Below are 15,225 nucleotides of genomic sequence, written 5' to 3' on the forward strand. Positions count from 1 at the left end.
GTAGGTGCGATCGCCTCTATTGTGCGGGTGGCATATAGCGCGTGTTGATCCCATTGTTTGCATATACAATAAGCATTGTACAGCCACTATTTTAAACAATGCCCAAGCCTCGAACATTATATGTTTGTCGTGAATGCGGGGCCGAGTTCTCCCAATACTTTGGTCGCTGTTCCAATTGTCAAGCCTGGAATTCTCTTGTAGAACAGGTGGTTGAACCATCCCCCACGCCGTCTCTACAGCGGTTTAGTTGGAGTGAGTTGGGGTCTGGGTTAACGGAGGATACTGTCAATAAGCCCAATCAAGGACAACCGAGGTTATCATTTAAGCTGTCTCAGATTTCTGATCAGACTCAATCGCGCATCCCTTCTGGATATGGAGAGTTAGATCGGGTGTTGGGAGGTGGCATTGTTCCGGGGTCGTTGGTGTTGATTGGCGGTGAACCTGGTATTGGTAAATCTACTTTACTGCTACAGGTGGCTAATAGTTTATCCCATCATGCCCGGGTGCTATATGTGTCGGCGGAAGAATCTGGTCAACAGGTAAAATTGCGATCGCAGCGTTTATGGAATGCTCCATCAGTGGCTAGTGTAGCTGATGATGATGCTCATGACTTACAGACTGACAATGATGCACAAGTAAATAACCACCATAGTTCAGATGCTGTGGAAGTTACTAATGTTGACCCGTTTACCCAACAGTTACGCAACCAACACCCTCAACAGACATCCCTCGCTACAGGAAATGGTCATTTATCTTCTGCTCAGTCGCCACCGGAATTATCCCCAGAGTCGGAAAATGGTAAAAATAGCCATGACTCTCGGGAGGAGGCGGATTTATTTTTGCTCCCAGAGACGGATTTAGAGGTCATCCTGCGGGAGTTGGAATCCCTTAAACCCACTTTGGCGATCATCGATAGTATTCAAACTATTTATTTCGCTAGTCTAACATCGGCTCCCGGTTCTGTCGCTCAGGTGCGGGAATGTACCTCGGCTTTGATGCAGGTGGCGAAACGGGAAAATATTACTTTGTTGATTGTGGGTCATGTGACTAAGGATGGCAGCCTGGCGGGTCCCAGGGTTTTGGAACATTTGGTTGATACGGTATTGTATTTTGAGGGCGATCGCTTTGCGTCTCACCGTCTATTGCGATCGATGAAAAATCGATTTGGCGCTACCCATGAAATTGGCGTGTTTGAGATGGTTTCCCACGGGTTACAGGAGGTTTCTAACCCGTCGGAATTGTTTTTGGGAAATCGCGATGATTCCTCGCCGGGAACTGCCACTATTGTCTCTATGGAGGGAACTAGACCTATTGTGGTCGAGATCCAGGCTTTGGTGAGTCCTGCTAGTTATGGGTCGGCGCGACGGACGACTACGGGGGTTGATAGTAGCCGTTTGATGCAGATTTTGGCGGTTTTGGAAAAGCGCGTTGGTATCCCTCTTTCTAAGTTAGATGCGATTGTCGCTTCTGTGGGAGGGTTAAAGGTGGATGAACCGGCGGCGGATTTGGGAGTGGCGATCGCCATTGTCGCTAGTTTCCGCGATCGCCTTGTTGATCCTCGCACCATTTTAATCGGCGAAGTCGGATTAGGCGGACAGGTGCGCCCCGTGTCACAATTAGAGTTAAGATTGCGGGAGGCGGCTAAGTTGGGTTTTAAACGCGCTATTGTACCCAAGGGACAAAAACCAGAAGATTTGGGAATGCAAATTTTACCCGTGGGTCGAGTAATTGATGCGATTCTTGCTTCTATCCCTACTCAACCTCCCAATGTGTCTCAGAGTTTTGATGATGATTTCGATGATGATGATATCGGTTTTTGAGTTAAGCTCAAAGTAGGTATAAACTGCTAGTTTTTCAGTCCGTTGTCAAGGGGGGGGAATTTATTATGGCTCATACTATTGTTACTGATGTCTGCGAAGGGGTCGCTGATTGTGTTGGCGCTTGTCCCGTGGCTTGTATCCATCCCGGTCCCGGTAAGAACACTAAGGGAACTGATTGGTATTGGATTGATTTCGATACTTGTATTGATTGCGGGATTTGTTTACAGGTCTGTCCGGTAGAAGGCGCTATTGTAGCGGAAGAGAGACCAGAGTTGCAACAAACTCCAGAATAACTTGAGGTGACGATCGCTTTGTGTGTTTATGATCTTGGCGATCGCCCTAACAATGAACACTAATCTACACCATTACAACTCGAATTATGATACAGCAAGCGATCGTGACTACCAGTGGTGATGTCCTCAATGTGCGTTCTAGTCCCTATGGTCCCGTTATTGATACTGTTGAACCCGGAACTGTGGTCGAAGTGATCGGAACTCCTGTTCGTCAAGGAGGGTTGACTTGGGTCCCTATTGGTGGCGATCGCTGGGTATCGCGAGAGTTTTTAACTGTTCATAACCCCACCACTGAAACTGATGATCATCTCGCTAATACTATTGGCGGACCGAAAATTGTCGCTACTCAAACACAAGAGACCATCGCTGGTGGTCTAAAGGTCTATCACACAGAGTTATTTGATGCTGGGGGATGGTTAGTTAATACAGTCCGCTGTATCTCTGGTCGTATCGGTCAGCAAACACCATCAGACCAGCCTGGATCTCAAACACCCATTCCTTTTGGGGTTTATACTTTTGATATACCAGGTTCCGTAGAATATGCTGGCGGCGAATTTGGCGGGGTTTGGTCAGCAGTAACTCCCACCTTTGAAACCGATCGCGGCGGGTTTGGGGTTCATTATGATCCTTCCGTTTTTAAGGATAATGAAGAAACCGGAACCGCTGGCTGTTTGGCTACTCCTACTATTGAAGAACGGGATCTGATGACCGATTTTATCCGCACCCATGCTCCCACTCATTTGATTATTCAACCCCAATTAATCGATAATGGACCCATTACAGACCCGTCAGAGCGTCAGAGTTCGGGTCCGGTAGGGGTTCCTGAAGACTAGAAGACCAAATATCATCTATTTCCGGGTTGAACTTTGGCGATATTTCCGAGACTTTGTTTATATCTAACCGATTTTGTTCTTGGAGTTTGACTAATTCTTCCTGATAGGTAGCAATGAGGCGAGCTAAACTTAGAGGCGATCGCATCCCAAGCCTCATCGCTCCTGATTTTATCGGCAATCCCCTGAAACAAACCCTCTTGTTTACTATTTTTTACATATTCTTTCAGACGAGAACCAGATTTTTGTATAGCCGCTTGGTAAACATCACCATTTGACCACCAGATCCCCGGTTGATTCAGTAACCAAGTGAAAATATACTCCCGTGCGTGTTGTTCGCGAACCCAAGTAGCTAGATACTTCAATTCATCCATTTGTCCCTCCGACCCCATATTGGCTCTGAGTGAGATTTGAGATTGTCCCTGATTCATTCTACATTAATGCTCATCCCGTGGCGATCGATTTTCATCTCCCGTAATTTACTCAAAGGCGATCGCCTTCCCGTCCAGGTGGGAATAACTGCGATCGAGCATTTAAGGGGGTTCATAATTCCAGACATTTTGAACCCCGATAAACTGTAGTCATTAGACAGAATTAATCATCAATTAAACCGCTAACATAGCCTTTCTATAAACCATTTCCACCACCTCAGCCAGACGCTTCATTCCTTCCACTATCTCCTCATCAGTAGCAGTCAGGCTAATGCGAATACATTGATTTTTGTGCGACCATTCTTGTTGTAATCCTGGGAAAAATGAATTGCCAGGAACTACGATAACACCCACTTTTTTAAGCTCCTGATATAGTTCCAAGTCTGTGATTGGCAAATCCTTAAACCAAATCCATGCAAAAATAGCACCTTCTCCCCGATGCAAGAACCAGGGTAAATCCTTCGACATCGCATCATTTAACGTCGCTTCTAATATCGTAAATTTCTGGCGGTAGTAGGGACGAATTACCTCAACCGAAATATCCGATAAAGCACCTGATCCAATCGCTCTAGCTGCTATAGCTTGTCCGTAGCGGGGGGAGTGAATACAGGCGTTAGTTTGGAAGGCTTCCAAAACCCTAATCACATCTTCATTACCAATGGCCACACCTAAACGCTCTCCGGGTAATCCGGCTTTAGACAAGCTGATACAGTGGATAATATTATCAGCAAAAACCGGATCCATGTCCGTAAAATTCAAAGCCGGGAAAGGGGGAGAATATGCGGAATCCACGAAGACTGGGACATCGTAAGGGGAGGCTAAATCTGCGATTTTTTGCACTTCTTCCGAGGTGAGAATATTGCCGCTGGGATTACAGGGACGGGAAAAAATAACGCAGCCTGTATCCTCATTAATTGAGAGTTGATTAAAGTCGGGACGATATTTAAACCGATGGGAATTTTCGTCTATGTCGAGGGTGGGTTGATAAGCACAAACCGCCTCGGGAATAAGACTAACGCCGCCGTAACCTGTATAGTCTGGACTGAGGGGAAGGACAATTTTTTTGAGGTTTCCCTGGCTGTTATAACCTCCGAAGGCGTTGGCGGCGTAAAAGTAAATTGATTGACTTCCGGGAGTGACTAGGATATTGCGATCGCTTAAATTTAACCCATAGCGAGAGTTAAAATCTTCCACAATGACATCAATAAAAGGTTGGTACCCTTGGCTAGAACCGTAGCGACAGACCACTTCGCCATATTCGGGACTAGATAGCAGTTGCTGAGTACATTCGCGCCAGAGTTGTTCGACTTCTGGTAAGATGACCGGGTTTCCGGCGCTTAAATTAATAAATTCTTGACCTTTACCAGAGCGCAACGTTTCGATAATATCTTTCATAATAGCTCGGACTCCCGTTAAACGAGACATCCGATCGCCAAAGTTCGTCAAAGCAGGATTCATAGTAAACTTGACCTATAATTAACTAGAATAGATTTTAACCAGACCTGGAGACAGTGAGGAAGCCAAGTAGCCAGTTTGTATTTTGTCCGGGTTGCCAGTGCGGGTCAAGTTAAAAAGTGTAACAATTTGGGGTTAGCCACATTTGATTGTGTTATAATGCCGCACAGAGCCGGGTTACTTGATTAGGTTGGGAAAACATAATTAAACTCATCTAGCCTAGCTTGATAGACCGAGTAGAACCCGCGTCCAATCCGCGAACCATGCAGACACACGCCAAGGAGAACCTAGACTGTGGAGATACTCGCTGGAATTTTCGCCGTTTTGCTTGTCATCGGTATTGTTGTCGTCATTCTGGTGGCTATTGTGGGTGTCCAGGCTTATAATAGCCTAGCACGTCTACGCAGACGCTATCAAAATGCCTATGCTCAGATTGATGTTCAACTCAAACGCCGCCATGATTTAATCCCTAATTTGGTCGAAACAGTTAAGGGTTATATGGCTCATGAAAAGGGAACCTTAGAAGCTGTTATTGCGGCTCGTAATGCTGCTGTTACCGCCACGAATCAAGCAGCAGGCAACCCTGGCGATCCCCAAGCCATGCAACAGTTAGGACAGGCGGAAGCTGCTTTAACGGGTACATTAGGAAGGTTATTTGCTCTATCAGAAGCCTACCCAGATTTAAAGGCTGATAAGTCCATGGATCAACTCATGGAAGAGTTGCGATCGACTGAAAATAAGATTGCTTTTGCGCGACAGGCTTTTAACGATGCCGTAACTGTTTACAATACCAAAAGAGACGTATTTCCGAGCAATTTAGTCGCTAGTAGTTTCAACTTCCAAGAAGCTCAATTACTAGAAGAATCATCCCCCGAGGTGAAAGAAGTTCCTAACGTTTCCTTCTAATTATGAATTTCTTTGAGCATCAAGACCAAGCCAGACAAAACACCGTTTATTTGCTGGGTCTGTTTGTCGTGTCTGTGATTGTGATGATAGCCCTATTATATGGGGTGGTGGTATATGCACTGTTTGAGCAGTTGATATGGCGACCAGAACTGTTGTTGTTAGTAGCCTTGGGAGTGGTGGCTACTGTGGGTGGGGGAAGTGTCTATAAATCCATTCAATTACGGGGGGGAGGTAAGGTAGTCGCTGAGGATTTGGGGGGAACATTAGTCGATCGCATGACCGGAGATGAACTGGAAAAACGACTACTTAATATTGTAGAGGAAATGGCGATCGCCTCGGGAATTTCCGTTCCCGATGTGTATGTTTTAGGGGAAGAAAAGGGAATCAATGCTTTTGCGGCGGGATTTACTCCCAATGATGCAGTAATTGGGGTAACGCGAGGTTGTTTAGAACAACTCGATCGCGATGAGTTACAAGGGGTAATCGCCCATGAATTTAGCCATATTCTCAATGGAGATATGCGCCTAAATCTCCGACTCATCGGAGTTATTCAGGGTTTAATCCTGATATATATTATGGGTCGGGTAATGTTAAGAGGTAGTTGGTGGGGGGGTAGTGGCAACTCCTCGTCAAAAGGCAAAGATTCGGGCTTGATTATTGGTTTAGGAATGGTAGTTATTGGTGGGATCGGCTTTTTTTGCGGTAGGTTAATCAAAAGTGCCGTTTCTCGACAACGGGAGTTTTTAGCGGATGCTTCCGCAGTTCAGTTTACCCGCAACCCTGACGGTATTAGTGGCGCACTACAAAAGATTGCGGGCTATAAATCTGGTTCTAAGGTAACAAATCCTAGGGCTGAAGAAGCTAGTCACCTGTTTTTTGGGGAGGCGTTTACAGGGATTTTTGAGAGTTTCGGACAAATCTTTGCAACTCATCCCCCTGTGAAAGAAAGGGTTAAGCGTTTGGAAGGTTTCGCGGGTCGCACTTGGTCGGTGGAAGAAACCGGAAATAATGCTTCTATGTCGTCTATAGCTTCCGGTAATGAAATGGTGGCGGGGTTTGCGGGTTCATCGCCTCAACCACAGCCGCAACCGGAGTCCTTGTCGGTTTCACCGGATCGGGTAGTCGCCGGAGTGGGAACTACCAACCCTAAACACCTTGATAATGTGCGGGGGTTTTTGGCGGATATCCCCGAACCTGTACGCATGGCTACCCGTGATGTAAATGGGGCGATCGCCATTATTTATAGTTTATTGTTGCATACAGACCCAGAAGTGCGCGATCGCCAAATGTCTTCCTTGCGAGAGTCCTCCCCGCCGCCAGTGTTAGAAATGATCCAAAACCTCAGTCCTTACCTGGAGAGTTTGAACGCGCGGACTCGTCTACCGTTGATTGATTTAGCCATACCTGCTTTACGTGGTGGAAGTGTTAGCCAATGTACCCAACTGCTGAAACAAGCCAGGGTTTTGATTAAAGCTGACAATCATCTGAGTCTGTCTGAGTATGCAATTTTTGTCGTGTTGCGTCAACGGTTGACTAACTACTTTCCCACCACACAGCAGGAACCTAAAGTTAAGTTTACTGAGATTAAACAGATTTGGTCGGATTGTGTTATTGTGTTGTCAGCTTTGGCTCGCGTCGGCCAAGATTCTCCCGGGGCGGTTGATATCGCTTTTCAAGCCGGACTGTTGCGCCTACCTAGAAATTCCGGGGAAACTTTACCCACTCAACCCGGTGAATATAGTTTGACTCAAGTTGGTGAAAGTCTCAAACGTCTGGAACTCGCCGCACCCAAACTTAAACAGGCGGTGGTTGATGCTTGCGCCTATACTGTCCTGGCTGATCACCATGTCACCTTAGACCAAGCCGAGTTACTCAGGGCGATCGTGATTTCTCTTAACTGTCCTATTCCACCATTTTTAGACGCACCTAGTAATTGATAATTGATAATTGATACAGCCCTTTCAGCAATCATGGAATAGGCATTCCAAGTCCCTCTCCCCCCCTGGGAACCAGATTTAGGGTGAGGGTAATGTTTAGTACGATTTCCGAACAAGCTGTAATTGATAATTGAGTTAGATTAAAGTTCCTCTACCCACTGGAAAAGGCAAAAGGTAAATGATACTAAATCTGATTAGTCAAGTAACGGTAGAAGAATAGAGGAAGTGAATAGAGAAGAAAGGGATGCTAAGGAAAGTCAGTATATCAAAGCACATAAATTGATAAAAATGGTTGATTGACTGGTAATTAGTTATTATTAAATGTCGCTTTTTATAATAACATTAGGATCTATATTATTACTTCCATGATAAATCTGGTTAAATGCCTCAGAATCCTTGATTAAGTGGGCGCGCAGGAATAAGGCACTACAGCGAGCGATCGCCTCTGTAGCTGATTTTTGGTCTAGGGTAGGACGCACCGGATCACGATTGCTATCTTCATTGGTGATGCCATAGTGATTGGCTCCTAAAACTGTGATTAATGCTTTGGGAGGGTCTTTAATATTGTTATAAGTCCCTAAAACTGCCTCCATGTTATTCTGAATTACACCATCGCGATCGCCTACAATTAAACCTATTGGAATTTCCTGATTATTAATGGGTAAAAGCACAACCTCTGCTTGGCTTTGGTCCCGGAAAGTAGCACCATAAAAAATTCCGGCTTTTAATGCCTTTGGTCTGGCAAAAGACCCACTACAAAATAAAGGAAGGCAAATATTTTGAATAGCTGATATTCCCACTGCTCCCCCCCAGGAATGTCCTAGCAAACCTACCAAGGACAAATCTACCTTACCCTGAATAGGTGAATCATTATTAAACTGGTCGGTTTCCATATAAGCAAGTACCCGGCTAATCTGTTCTACCTCAGCAATTAGCCCTGAAAATTCTTTGCCAAAAATAGGGTTAAATACAGTCCGAAATCTATTAGGAACCACCACCACAAAGCCATAACTAGCCACCATACTAGCAAAATTGGCATAGTCCCCTTTATCCACCATTGCACCCTGTAGCAACAGCGCCAAGGGTAGACAAACCTCCTCTGAGTCTGAGACCACTGGATAGTAAATATCTGTAACATCCCCAGAACTTTGAGGGGTGGGAATAACTACCTCGAAATGATTTACAGTATCAAACATAGGGTCAGCAGTAACAGCAACTGGAATATTAACAAACTAGAATTAGAATAAAATGGAGAAAATTATATTTCTCCACTTCTGCAAACAGCCTTTTCAGTAATCATGCAATAAGCCTTCAAAGTCCCTCTCCCTCCCTGGGAGAGGGATTTAGGGTGAGGGTAATGTTTAGTACCATTTCCGAACAAGCTGTATTAACCAGGATTGTCGATCGCTTTCCATTCTAAAACAACCGCCATGGGAATAGTAATCACACATTCTAGTTGTTCAGCAATGGATAAATTAAGCTGTATTTCCTCAGCTTGGGAAATTTTCGGCAAAACATCAGTTAAATTGTATTGCCCAATATTAGGGCCAGGGGATTTTTTGGCAAACTCATCTATTGCCTCTATCATGTTACCATTGCTGGTAATAATTTGTAAAGGTTCAGGATGGTTAAATGTTACTGAACCAGGGAACCCAACTAAGCGTAAATTAACATCTTTAACTTCCCCATTTTTAATGCGCTTAAACAAAACTACCTGCCAGGAATTTCCCTGATTATCCCTCAAGCTATGGCGAGATTTATACAGCATCTGTCCCGGGGCTTCGAGTTGTTGTTCAACTGCAGCGATCGCTGGTTGAGGCTGAACCATAACCAACAGCAAAGGCAGGATAATTAGCAACAAAATCGACACCAATTTTCTGACATTAATCAACATTATTTTTCCTCTAAAGCCGATTGAATTTCTGGGATAAACACTGCATACATTCCCCGCAAGTCGCCTTCCTTAAAATCAAAAGCTAAATCTTGAGGGTATTTATCTTTAACAAACTGAGGGCGGCTATTTTTTAACCCATGACAAGCCAGACAAGAAGCCTCAACATTAATCCGGCGATAGTAACGGAAACCAGAGTTGTTATCAATCGTTTCCGGTTCCCAAAATCCCATCAATTCCGGGTTTTGTTCAAATTGTGCTAACGCCATTTTAGCGTGTAAATTATCAGGAGCGTGAGCCGGGTTGCGATATTTATTAGCAATTTGTTTAACCTGCCATCCATTCTCTTCGCTAAGTTTTTTCGCTTGCATTCCCACCGGTTTACAAACTTCTTTAAAAGTTTGTCCGGTCGGTTCTGTAGTTTGTCCTTCTAGCGTAGAAGCTAAACCCCTACGCAACCCATCCAGGTTTTCGATCGCCTCAACGGCTTTGGCCAATTCTTCAGGAGCAACCCCAGCATATACTGGAGTCGTCCGCAGACTAATCAGGAGCGAAACTGCCACCAGTAACGCTAAAACGAATTTTGACAACCTTTTGAACATAGTTCATTTTTTTTATTTAACTATTTAGTTATAATATCATAAAAAATATATTTTTGCCAGTAACTTCCCCCCAAAGGAAGAGGCAGCTTTGTAGGGGGGGTCTTGGGGTCTTCTGGTTTCCCAGATAGGGAGTATATTTGCTTATGGTGATGATTAATTATCACAAATTAGCGCTGTTTACACACTAAGATAGTCATATCATCATGAACCTGATGATCGCCGATGTGTTCCATAACATCATTAATAATAGACTGTCGAATTTCAGCAGCAGTCAGATGACGATTTTCCGCTACCACTTCACAGAGTCGAACTACTCCATAGTGAAGCTGATCAGCATTTTCTGCCTCAGTAATACCATCAGTATATAAAACCACCACATCCCCAGCATTTAAATAGGTAGTATAATGGCTAATAAACTCCGATATATCATCAACCAATCCAATCGGGAAACCCAGATCAATAGTTTCGATACGTTGCACATTTCCATCAGCACGAACTAAAATTGCTTCCTCATGTTGACCACAGATTCTGATTTGTTCATCTTCATAATCAAGCAATACCAGAGTCATATTTTTATCACAGTTCATTCTTACCACATTGAGGTAAATAGTTCGATTAAGAACATCCAAAAATCTGACCCGATCAGTTTCTCCCGCTTCCAGTAAAGTTCGGACAGCAGTTTGAGCCATTAACATCACCATACCACTTTCTAAACCGTGTCCGGTGACATCTCCCATGCAGATAGTCACCCCGCCGCCAAAAGCGAGAACATCATAATAATCTCCTCCTATGTCTGTAGCAGGTTCCATATAACCCGCAATATCAAGGTTTTTAATGTCCTGAAGTTCCGCTTCACTGGGTAACAGCAAACGTTGTAGGCGGCGGGTAATTTCCAACTCCATATTTAGATATTTATTTTCATCATGGAGTTGATGGTTAAGCATTTGAATTTCTTGATATGCTAAAGCCAGTGACTCTTGCGCTTGTTGTCGTTCACTAATATCTCGAAAAGTGCCAATCATAAATGATCGGGTTCCCAATTGAGCTTGATTTAACGTGACTTCTACCGGAAAATTAGAACCATCAGCCCGCCATCCGATCGCCAACTGACAAGGGGATTTTAACCATTTTTCAATCAGCAAATTATCCCAATCATGATAATTATAATCATCCGTCACTAATGTATTAATTTCCATGCCAATTAACTGTTGTTTCCCATAGCCAAAAACCGCTTCAGCGCTAGGATTAGCAGTCAAAACCACCAGAGAAGATACCGTAAAAGTAAGAATAGCATCAGTAGCAGTCTCCACGATCGCCTCAGTTTTTCGCACCGCTGCTTCCAAAGCATCCATTACATAATTATAGCGGCTGGCAATTTGTCCAACTTCCGTAAATGGTTCCACCGGAACCCGCAAACTCAAATCCTTAGTTTGGGCTTGAGAGTCCATAACTTTAAACAGTTCATAAATATCGGTTTTTGCGCGATGTTCATAAATATTTAGTCCCATATTTTCCCCATTTTCAGAAACTCGCAAAGGGTAGAATTTATCAACAATTAACAGCAAAATAAAACTTAGTAAAAATCCCCAAATAGCACCACTGACTATTCCCAAAACTTGTACAGCTATTTGACTAAAGCGATTTAAGCCTGTATTTAGCACATCTAATCGGGCAAATAAACCCACTGCCAAAGTCCCCCAAACTCCTGCCCCCACATGAACCGCCACCGCATCTACAGCATCATCAATGCGCCACTTAACTAATTGTTTAGATATCTGCATAGCAATGATAGCTCCCAAGGCTCCAATGATTATGGCTGGCAAAGTTCCCACGGCATTACAGGAGGCAGTAATTGCTACCAATCCAGCCAGAGAGCCATTAATTAAACATTCTATTTCTACCCAACCAGTGCGCCATAAAGACACAAATAAATTGACTAACATTCCCGCGACTCCGCCTAAAATAGTATTCACAATAATCACGGGAATTTTATCGCTGACAACCAAAGCGCTACCACCATTAAACCCTAGCCAACCTATCCAAAGTAGCATCACTCCTAACACGGACAAAGGTAAATTAGACCCATGAATTTTACGGGGACTTTTACCTTGAGGAAATCGGCCCGTGCGGGGTCCAATTACTAATAAAGCAGCGAGGGCTACCCATCCCCCGATACTATGAACAACAGTGGAGCCAGCAAAGTCGATAAACCCTAATTGATCTAGCCAACCATTAGCGACACCATTATTTAAACCATTCCAAGCCCAATGTCCAAAAATCGGATAAATTAACCCAGAGGTAAAGCCAGCGACAATTAAATAGGCTTGAAATCGCATTCTTTCTGCAACCGCCCCAGAAACAATGGTGGTGGCGGTGCTACAGAACATAGCCTGAAATAGAAAAAAAGCAGCTACACTGGGGGTGTTACTAACATCTAAAACAAAGTAACTAGAACCAAATAGTCCTAATTGGGAGGTACCAAACATTAGCCCATAGCCGATCGCCCAAAATAGCCAGACAGAAATTCCGAAGTCAGCTAGGTTTTTGATGGCAACATTAATGCTATTCTTGGAACGGGTTAACCCCGACTCCAAACACATAAACCCGGGCTGCATCAGGAATACTAAACTTGAGCAAATTAGCAGCCATATCAGATCATTCATGAATTTTAAGGTGGTTGGAAAAGGTGGCTGTTCAATATTTATAGGATTAAGCAATCAATTCAGGAAAGAATCGAAATTATGTACAATTTAGCAATTATTGGTGGTGGCATTGTCGGACTATCTACTGCTTATTCATTAAGTTTAACCCATCCTAGGGCTAAAATTATCATCTTGGAAAAAGAAAAATCTTGGGCTTTTCACCAAACTGGCAATAATAGTGGGGTTATCCATTCGGGTATTTATTATAAACCAGGTAGCCTCAAGGCGACTCTCTGCAGTCAGGGAAATTTATCAATGGTTAACTTTTGTGAACAGCATGGGATTAAATATGATGTCTGTGGTAAAATAATTGTGGCTACCGAACCGGAAGAATTGCCATTGTTAGATAATCTGTATCAACGAGGCTTAGATAATCAAATTCCTGTGGCTAAAATCACGCCGGAAGAGGTAGCAGAAATTGAGCCTCATGTGCGTTGTTTGGCGGCGATTAAAGTTGGATCTACGGGGATTGTTAGCTATAGTGAAGTGAGCGCCAAATATGCGGATTTGGTGGCGGAAAAAGGGGGAGATTTACGGTTAAATACTAAGGTGCATAAAATCACGGAAACTTCCCAGGGTTTAGTATTAACCACTAATCAGGGAGAGTTTGTCACGGATTTTGTGATTAATTGCGCTGGTCTTTATAGCGATCGCATTACGGAATTAACCCAGGTAAAACCCCCGGCTAAAATCATCCCATTTCGGGGAGAATACTATGAGTTAATCCCGGAAAAAAGATATTTAGTTAAGAATTTAATTTATCCAGTTCCTAACCCCAATTTCCCATTTTTAGGGGTGCATTTTACGCGGATGATTGATGGTTCGGTACACGCGGGACCGAATGCGGTTTTAAGTCTGAAGCGGGAGGGTTATAAAAAAACTGATGTTGATTTGGGTGAATTAATGGAAATTCTGACTTATCCAGGACTATGGAAACTGGCTGCTAAATACTGGAGTGATGGTGTGGAAGAAATTATCAGGTCTTTTAGTAAAGCGGCATTTGTACGGAGTTTACAACGATTAATCCCGGAAATAACAGGGGAGGATATCATCCCCACCCATGCGGGAGTCCGCGCACAGGCGTTAATGCCTAATGGGGGATTAGTGGATGATTTTCTAATTGTAGAAAAGCCCCGTGCGCTTCATGTTTGTAATGCGCCATCACCAGCGGCGACGGCTTCTTTAGAAATTGGGAAAGCGATCGCTCAAAAAGTCCCCAATTATTCATAAATTGATTTCCTCGCAGTCTTGGGCGGATCATGAGCAGATTTTGAGGAAATTAGGAGGCGATCGCTTTTTGGGGGAGGGAATTGCTTTTAAAGAGTTAACCCAGAAGCGGGGTTTCTTTCGGTGCAACTCCCACAGGGTTGGAAGATAGCGATCGCCGCCCTGTTAACAGCTAATGAATGCCTCCCGTCGCTGAAAAAGTCCCATGGCCACCATAAACGGATCTAGGGAGTGATGACCCAGGCGAGGACACCATTATATATATTATATATATGGCCCATTTAGGCTCTCTAAATAGTGTTCGTTGCCTGTTCATAAATATTTACAATAAAAAATTGTATTTTGGTTGACAAAAAAACCGCAAATTTGTTATGTTGGTTGCCAACTTAGGTTAAGCGCTGAACTGATTTTCGATTGGGCAGTCAGCACCCCCGGCTGAAGCACGGGGGCTTCGTGCCCCCCGCTTTCAGGTAGCTGACCAGCTTAAGCCTTAACTGGCTACGTTCAGAGCAAGAGTTAAAGTTCCTACCCTGGAATGCGTGCTAGTTCCAGGCACGAGAACCGAATCGTTAAACATCTCTAAGGGGTTAAGGACGTGCGATTTGGATAGTACCGACTCTGAACATTGGCGAAGCAAACATTACCCCGCAAGGGAGTCGGAGCCAACCATAGCTCCATGGAGGGGCAACCATACCCCTCCACCCCGCAAGGGGGTGCTGGCGGCTAAAGCCGCTTGAGTCGGTTTTCCTCTCCGTGATCAATCACGGAGCTTCCAACCCTCCCAGGAGTTTTACGTGACAGCGGAGCATATCGCCAGTAGTGCGCGTCTAGTTTCTGGCTTGAACGCCATCTGTGGTGGTCTAAAAGAACTTAATCTAAGTGGGGATATGGTGCATCAAGTATATAGCGTCAACTGGGCTTGAAAATCAACCCAGGATGATGGTCTTAGTCTCAAAAATTAGCCAATGTGATCTATCCAGCATCATGATCGTGCGGTCATGTCATGGTTTGATGTTGTTGGGGAGCCGATGTGGTTGAATTTAAACTCGGCTGATTAGTAATACCCAAAAATCCGCTCTACCAGTGGAAGAGGGGGCTAGTTTTTGATGACTTTCGATGGCGGTGTTACGT

General features: G+C 44.2%; 13 protein-coding genes and 1 pseudogene. 7 read left to right on the forward strand and 7 right to left on the reverse strand.

What is annotated here, in order from left to right; translation table 11 throughout:
• Window positions 1-98: 98 nt before the first annotated feature.
• From radA to NLZ44_RS02835, 3 genes are all read left to right on the forward strand, one after another.
• Window positions 99-1,820, forward strand: coding sequence for a DNA repair protein RadA (gene radA, locus NLZ44_RS02825; RefSeq protein WP_315639469.1), 1,722 nt, complete (start codon window positions 99-101; stop codon window positions 1,818-1,820).
• A 65-nt stretch (window positions 1,821-1,885) separates the two neighbouring features.
• The gene (locus NLZ44_RS02830; protein ID WP_006623408.1) at window positions 1,886-2,113 is read left to right on the forward strand and encodes a ferredoxin family protein; all 228 of its coding nucleotides are present in this window, start codon (window positions 1,886-1,888) and stop codon (window positions 2,111-2,113) included.
• A gap of 86 nt (window positions 2,114-2,199) precedes the next feature.
• Entirely contained in the window at window positions 2,200-2,946 is a 747-nt protein-coding gene (locus tag NLZ44_RS02835; protein WP_006623407.1) for an SH3 domain-containing protein, read from the forward strand.
• Here the strand turns inward: NLZ44_RS02835 and NLZ44_RS02840 are convergent.
• From NLZ44_RS02840 to NLZ44_RS02850, 3 genes and pseudogenes are all read right to left on the reverse strand, one after another.
• Window positions 2,891-3,317: pseudogene (locus tag NLZ44_RS02840) on the reverse strand (hypothetical protein). The gene NLZ44_RS02835 and the pseudogene NLZ44_RS02840 sit on opposite strands and share 56 nt — an antisense overlap.
• 53 nt (window positions 3,318-3,370) lie before the next feature.
• Entirely contained in the window at window positions 3,371-3,502 is a 132-nt protein-coding gene (locus NLZ44_RS02845) for a hypothetical protein (RefSeq protein ID WP_493751791.1), read from the reverse strand.
• A gap of 46 nt (window positions 3,503-3,548) precedes the next feature.
• Entirely contained in the window at window positions 3,549-4,832 is a 1,284-nt protein-coding gene (locus NLZ44_RS02850) for a valine--pyruvate transaminase (protein WP_493751792.1), read from the reverse strand.
• A 291-nt stretch (window positions 4,833-5,123) separates the two neighbouring features.
• Here NLZ44_RS02850 and NLZ44_RS02855 point away from each other — a divergent pair, with 291 nt between their 5' ends.
• Window positions 5,124-5,735, forward strand: coding sequence for a LemA family protein (locus tag NLZ44_RS02855; protein WP_493751793.1), 612 nt, complete (start codon window positions 5,124-5,126; stop codon window positions 5,733-5,735).
• A 2-nt stretch (window positions 5,736-5,737) separates the two neighbouring features.
• Window positions 5,738-7,672: a M48 family metallopeptidase gene (locus tag NLZ44_RS02860; protein ID WP_493751794.1), complete on the forward strand. Its 1,935-nt coding sequence runs from the start codon at window positions 5,738-5,740 to the stop codon at window positions 7,670-7,672.
• A gap of 317 nt (window positions 7,673-7,989) precedes the next feature.
• On the opposite strand, the gene NLZ44_RS02865 is transcribed toward NLZ44_RS02860, so the two are convergent.
• The 4 genes from NLZ44_RS02865 to amt form a co-directional block, all read right to left on the reverse strand.
• Entirely contained in the window at window positions 7,990-8,868 is an 879-nt protein-coding gene (locus tag NLZ44_RS02865) for an alpha/beta hydrolase family protein (RefSeq protein WP_493751795.1), read from the reverse strand.
• 191 nt (window positions 8,869-9,059) lie between these two features.
• Entirely contained in the window at window positions 9,060-9,566 is a 507-nt protein-coding gene (locus NLZ44_RS02870) for a DUF3122 domain-containing protein (RefSeq protein ID WP_493751796.1), read from the reverse strand.
• On the reverse strand, window positions 9,566-10,126 hold the full coding sequence (locus NLZ44_RS02875; protein ID WP_493751797.1) for a Tll0287-like domain-containing protein: 561 nt from the start codon (window positions 10,124-10,126) through the stop codon (window positions 9,566-9,568). The genes NLZ44_RS02870 and NLZ44_RS02875 overlap by 1 nt, the downstream gene beginning before the upstream one ends.
• A gap of 206 nt (window positions 10,127-10,332) precedes the next feature.
• Window positions 10,333-12,828 (reverse strand): ammonium transporter, encoded by a 2,496-nt coding sequence (gene amt / locus NLZ44_RS02880; RefSeq protein ID WP_493751798.1) that lies wholly within the window; start codon window positions 12,826-12,828, stop codon window positions 10,333-10,335.
• A gap of 78 nt (window positions 12,829-12,906) precedes the next feature.
• Between amt and lhgO the strand changes: the two genes are divergently transcribed.
• Both lhgO and NLZ44_RS02890 read left to right on the forward strand, forming a co-directional pair.
• Complete coding sequence (gene lhgO, locus NLZ44_RS02885; RefSeq protein WP_111891665.1) at window positions 12,907-14,097, forward strand: L-2-hydroxyglutarate oxidase; 1,191 nt, start codon at window positions 12,907-12,909, stop codon at window positions 14,095-14,097.
• Window positions 14,098-14,888: 791 nt separating this feature from the next.
• A complete protein-coding gene (locus NLZ44_RS02890) occupies window positions 14,889-15,017 on the forward strand; it encodes a hypothetical protein (RefSeq protein WP_493751799.1) in 129 nt (42 codons plus the stop codon).
• Window positions 15,018-15,225 lie beyond the last annotated feature (208 nt).

The sequence above is a fragment of the Arthrospira sp. PCC 9901 genome (assembly GCF_059013425.1).